This is a genomic window from Bacillus haikouensis (assembly GCF_013179555.1).
In the GTDB taxonomy this organism is placed as follows: Bacteria; Bacillota; Bacilli; order Bacillales; family Bacillaceae_B; genus Rossellomorea; species Rossellomorea haikouensis_A.
In genome coordinates this window covers 1-4,558 of the sequence record NZ_JABMCR010000304.1, presented here as the reverse complement: position 1 = coordinate 4,558, position 4,558 = coordinate 1, and the positions used below count along the sequence as shown (strand labels likewise).

5 protein-coding genes are annotated in these 4,558 nt (G+C 42.7%); all 5 read right to left on the bottom strand.

Translation table 11 applies throughout. The features are described 5' to 3' along the window. A partial coding sequence (locus HP456_RS20240; protein WP_246289300.1) for an NAD(P)-binding domain-containing protein occupies positions 1-740 on the bottom strand: 740 nt, incomplete at its 3' end. Positions 741-1,065: 325 nt separating this feature from the next. After that, on the bottom strand, positions 1,066-2,220 hold the full coding sequence (locus HP456_RS20235) for a thiolase family protein (protein ID WP_172254449.1): 1,155 nt from the start codon (positions 2,218-2,220) through the stop codon (positions 1,066-1,068). Between the two features lie 11 nt (positions 2,221-2,231). Next, positions 2,232-3,377, bottom strand: a complete 1,146-nt coding sequence (locus HP456_RS20230) for an acyl-CoA dehydrogenase family protein (protein ID WP_172254448.1) — start codon at positions 3,375-3,377, stop codon at positions 2,232-2,234. A gap of 73 nt (positions 3,378-3,450) precedes the next feature. Then, entirely contained in the window at positions 3,451-4,218 is a 768-nt protein-coding gene (locus HP456_RS20225) for a 3-hydroxyacyl-CoA dehydrogenase (protein ID WP_172254447.1), read from the bottom strand. Positions 4,219-4,360: 142 nt separating this feature from the next. Further along, the coding region (locus HP456_RS20220; protein WP_216663365.1) for a cold-shock protein at positions 4,361-4,558 on the bottom strand (198 nt) is incomplete at its 5' end.

Sequence of the window (4,558 nt, the reverse complement as noted above, 5' to 3'; positions counted from 1 at the left end):
TTACCCGTTTCTTCATCGACTTTCGTGAAAATATCAGCAGTAATCTCAATCAAATAGCTGTCAAGCTCTCCTTCATTCCACTCTTTGAAGATTCCATGCAGCTCTTCTGCATTTAAACCCAGTACATTCTTCATTAAATAATACGCTTCACAGATCAGCTGCATATCGCTGTATTCAATTCCATTATGGACCATCTTCACATAATGGCCGGAACCATCCGGTCCGATATATGTACTGCATGCATCACCGTTAACCTTAGCTGAAATGGCTGTCAGGAAAGGTTCGACCAGATCATATGCTTCTTTTTGTCCACTTGGCATGATGGCAGGTCCGTATAGTGCTCCTTCTTCTCCCCCGGATACTCCAGCGCCGATGAAATTGATCCCTTTTTCCTCCAAAGCTTTATTCCGTCTGATTGTGTCTTCAAAGAAGGCGTTACCGCCATCAATCAGGATATCCCCTTTATCTAAGTATGGCAGCAGGGAATCGATCGCTTTATCTGTGATTTCACCTGCAGGTACCATCATCATTATTTTTCTTGGTTTTTCTAAGGCTTCTATAAATATTTCCACCCTGCTTGTTCCGAAAAGCTGTTTATCACTGTGCTCTGTTAGGATTTCATTTACTTTTTCTTCAGTGACATCATAAATAGCGACAGGGTATCCTCTGCTCTCGAAATTCAGAGCAAGGCTTTTACCCATCACACCGACACCGACAACGCCAATTTGTTGTTTAGACATACTATCCTTCCTTTCCTTGCTTAAAAAACATTTTTCACCGTATTTATTATAATACGAAATAATTTTTCATGCTGAACTTTCACAAAAAAACTTTTTTTCAAGGGGATATTCATTTGTTTTTGATTTTCTAAAGTAATAATTTCTGTAAACAGTCTTTCTGCCCATAGATAATATTCATTCTTTCCTTGTGAATAATATCCCATTCAATGATATCAAAACCAAGTCTCCATATAGAAGGGCGGACCTGGTACCCGTCCGCCCTACTTATGTGACTATACTTCTTGTGCATTGTATTCAATCTTCTTAAAAATCCCTTCTTCAAGAACTATAAATTCAGTCTTTCTATGATGGTAGCATTTGCCATTCCATGCCCTTCGCACATTGTCTGAAGTCCGTAACGTCCTCCTGCCCTTTCTAACTCATTCATCATCGTCACCATAATACGTGCTCCACTTGCCCCCAGAGGATGCCCCAGTGCAATCGCACCTCCATTCGGGTTTAACCTGGACGGATCTGCTTTCACCTCTCTTAACCATGCAATCGCCACCGGAGCAAATGCTTCATTCACTTCGAATACATCAATATCGTTTAATGATAATCCTGATTTATCCAGCGCTTTTCTGGTAGCCGGGATCGGTCCCGTTAACATTAACGTCGGATCAGAACCTGTCACCACCCTTGTATGAACTTTAAATCTTGCTTTTAATCCAAGCTCCTCTGCTTTTTCACGGCTCATTAGCAGCAATGCTGCTGCCCCGTCACTGATTTGACTCGAATTGCCTGCATGTATGATTCCATCTTCTCTAAATACAGGTTTCAGGTTGGAAAGGATCTCCACAGTCGTTCCCGGTCTTGGTCCTTCATCTTTGTTAAAAACAAAAGTCCCACCCTCCTTCACCGGTAATTCAAGTGGATGTATTTCTCCATGAAACCGGCCATCTTTCTGTGCATTTAATGCCTTTTGATGACTTTCATATGCAAATTGATCCAGTTCTCCCCTGCTGATCCCGAATTTTTCCGCAATCCGTTCTGCTGACAATCCCTGATGAATAATCTCATGCTGTCCTTTTAGTTTTTCACTGATTACCGCTCCCCCATAGTTGGAACCGATCGGCACTCTCGACATATTCTCCACTCCACCAGCGATGACGACGTCCATATCTCCTGAGAGGATTGCTTGTGCAGCAAAATGAACAGCCTGCTGGCTCGATCCGCATTGACGATCGATGGTTGATCCCGGCACTTCAACAGGAAACCCTGCAATCAGTGCTGCTACTCTGGCAATATCACCTGCCTGTTCCCCTGATTGCGTTACACATCCGAGAATGACATCATCCACATATCCAGGGTCCACACCTGTTTTTTTCATTAAAGCTGTCAGTATTTCAGCAGCCAGATCATCCGGCCGTATGTTTTTTAATGCCCCGTTTCTTCTTCCGATTGCAGACCTTATCCCTTCAACGATGACTGCTTCTCTCATAACATCCTCCTTTAAAGTCCCAGGTTCTTTGCAATGATCACTTTCATGATTTCATTCGTACCTGCATAAATACCAGCCACGGGGACATCCCGGTATCTTCTGGCGATTTCATACTCTTCCATGTACCCATAGCCTCCATGAAACTGCATGCATTCTGTCGCAATCTTTTTCGACATTTCAGTGAGTTTGAATTTAGCCATCGATACTTTAGTCACGACATCTTTTCCTTGTATGTGCTCTGAAATCAATCCGTCAAGAAAAGCTCTGCCCATTTCAATATCAGTCGCCATTTCGGCCATCTTAAATTGAATATGCTGGAATTGACTGATGGATTTTCCGAAGGCTTCCCGTTTCTTTATATAATCCAAGGTAATGGAGAACACATGCTCAGAGGACAACTGGGCCGCGATGGCTACAACCAGCCGTTCCTGCTGGAGTTTCTTCATGAGATACTGAAATCCCTTCCCCTCATCACCGATAAGATTTTGTATTGGTACTTTACAATCTTCAAAAATCAATTCAGCAGTATCTTGACAATGCAGTCCGACTTTTTCAAGTTTCCTGCCCCTCGTGAAACCCTCTGTCCCTCTTTCAATGGCTATCAGACTGATTCCTTTGTGTGCTGGATTTGCACTGGTATCTGTTTTGCATGCAACAATAACCAGATCACTATGGATTCCGTTCGTGATAAAAGTCTTTTGTCCGTTCACAATGTAATAATTACCATTTAATTTGGCAGTCGTCTTGATCCCGGCCAAGTCCGATCCTGTTCCCGGCTCAGTCATTGCAATAGCAGATATTATATCCCCTTTTGTACAAGAAGGAAGCCAACGCCTTTTTTGTTCATCTGTGCCGTACTCAGTGATATAAGGTACTACGATATCATTATGGAGTCCCACGCCGATTAACCCAGAGCCGACACGTTCCAATTCCTCGTTTATGACGACAGAGAATCCCCAATCCACACCGCTGCCACCGTACTGTTCATCTACATCCGGACAGAGAAAGCCCTGCCTGCCCATCTTCTTCCAAAACGACCTTGGCACAAGCCTGTCTCTTTCCCATTGTTCATAATGAGGATATGCTTCTTTCTGCAGAAATTTACGTATTGAGCTACGAAAGATTTCATGATCTTCTGTTAAATATGGATGAGTCACACTTCTCTCCCCTTTCTTGTGAGGTTCTGCTCAAAAAAATGAATGACTATCCATTCATTTTTGAATAGTTTACTTATTCAGGCTGCATGCGAATGGCTCCATCCAACCTGATTGTCTCCCCATTCAACATTGGATTTTCTGTGATTGCTTCCACAAGTTGTGCATATTCAGAAGGATATCCAAGTCTATTTGGGAAGGGAACTGTCTTTCCTAGAGAAGTCCTTGCCTCTTCCGGCAGCGATTCGAACATAGGTGTATAAAATAAACCAGGGGCAATCGTCATCACTCGTATTCCATCTTTTGCAAATTCTCTTGCAATCGGAAGCGTCATTCCAGCTACCCCTGCCTTTGAAGCGCTATAGGCAGCCTGCCCGATTTGCCCGTCGAATGCAGCTACGGAAGCTGTATTTATAATAAGTCCTCTCTCACCGAATTCATTTTCTTCATTTCTCTGCATTTTTTGAGCCGCTAAACGTATGACATTAAACGTGCCGATCAAATTGATTTCAATCACTTTTGAGAATTTCTGAAGAGAGTGAACCCCATTCCTCCCTGACACCTTTGAAGGGGTGGCAATCCCGGCACAGTTGACTACCGTATTGATGCATCCAAAAGAATCGAGAGCGTTTTTCAACGCCGCTTCTACGTCTTTTTCACTAGTCACGTCGGTAAAATGAAACCCGACGCTGCCGCCTAATTCTCTTTTCAGCTTCATCCCCTTTTCTTCGTCGATATCCAATATGAATGCCTTTGCCCCTTTTCCAACCAGATTCCTGACAGTGGCTTCGCCTAATCCTGAGGAACCACCTGTTATAATCGCCAAGCAATCATGAATTTTCATTTACTAGCCTCCATTAATGGGGTATACCTTTATTTTATCTTGGAATGAAATAAAAAGAAGTAATTTTATGAATGTTCTGTTATTTAAACTCAAAAAAACAGACCCATCAAATGATGAGCCTGTTTTGGAAGTTTGGTATCAATTATTTCTTAACAACGTTAGCTGCTTGTGGTCCACGAGCACCTTGTTCGATGTCGAAAGAAACTTCTTGACCTTCGTCAAGTGATTTGAAACCTTCACCTTGGATCGCTGAGAAGTGTACGAATACATCGTCTCCACCTTCTACTTCGATGAATCCAAAACCTTTTTCTGCGTTAAACCATTTTACTTTACCATTTTC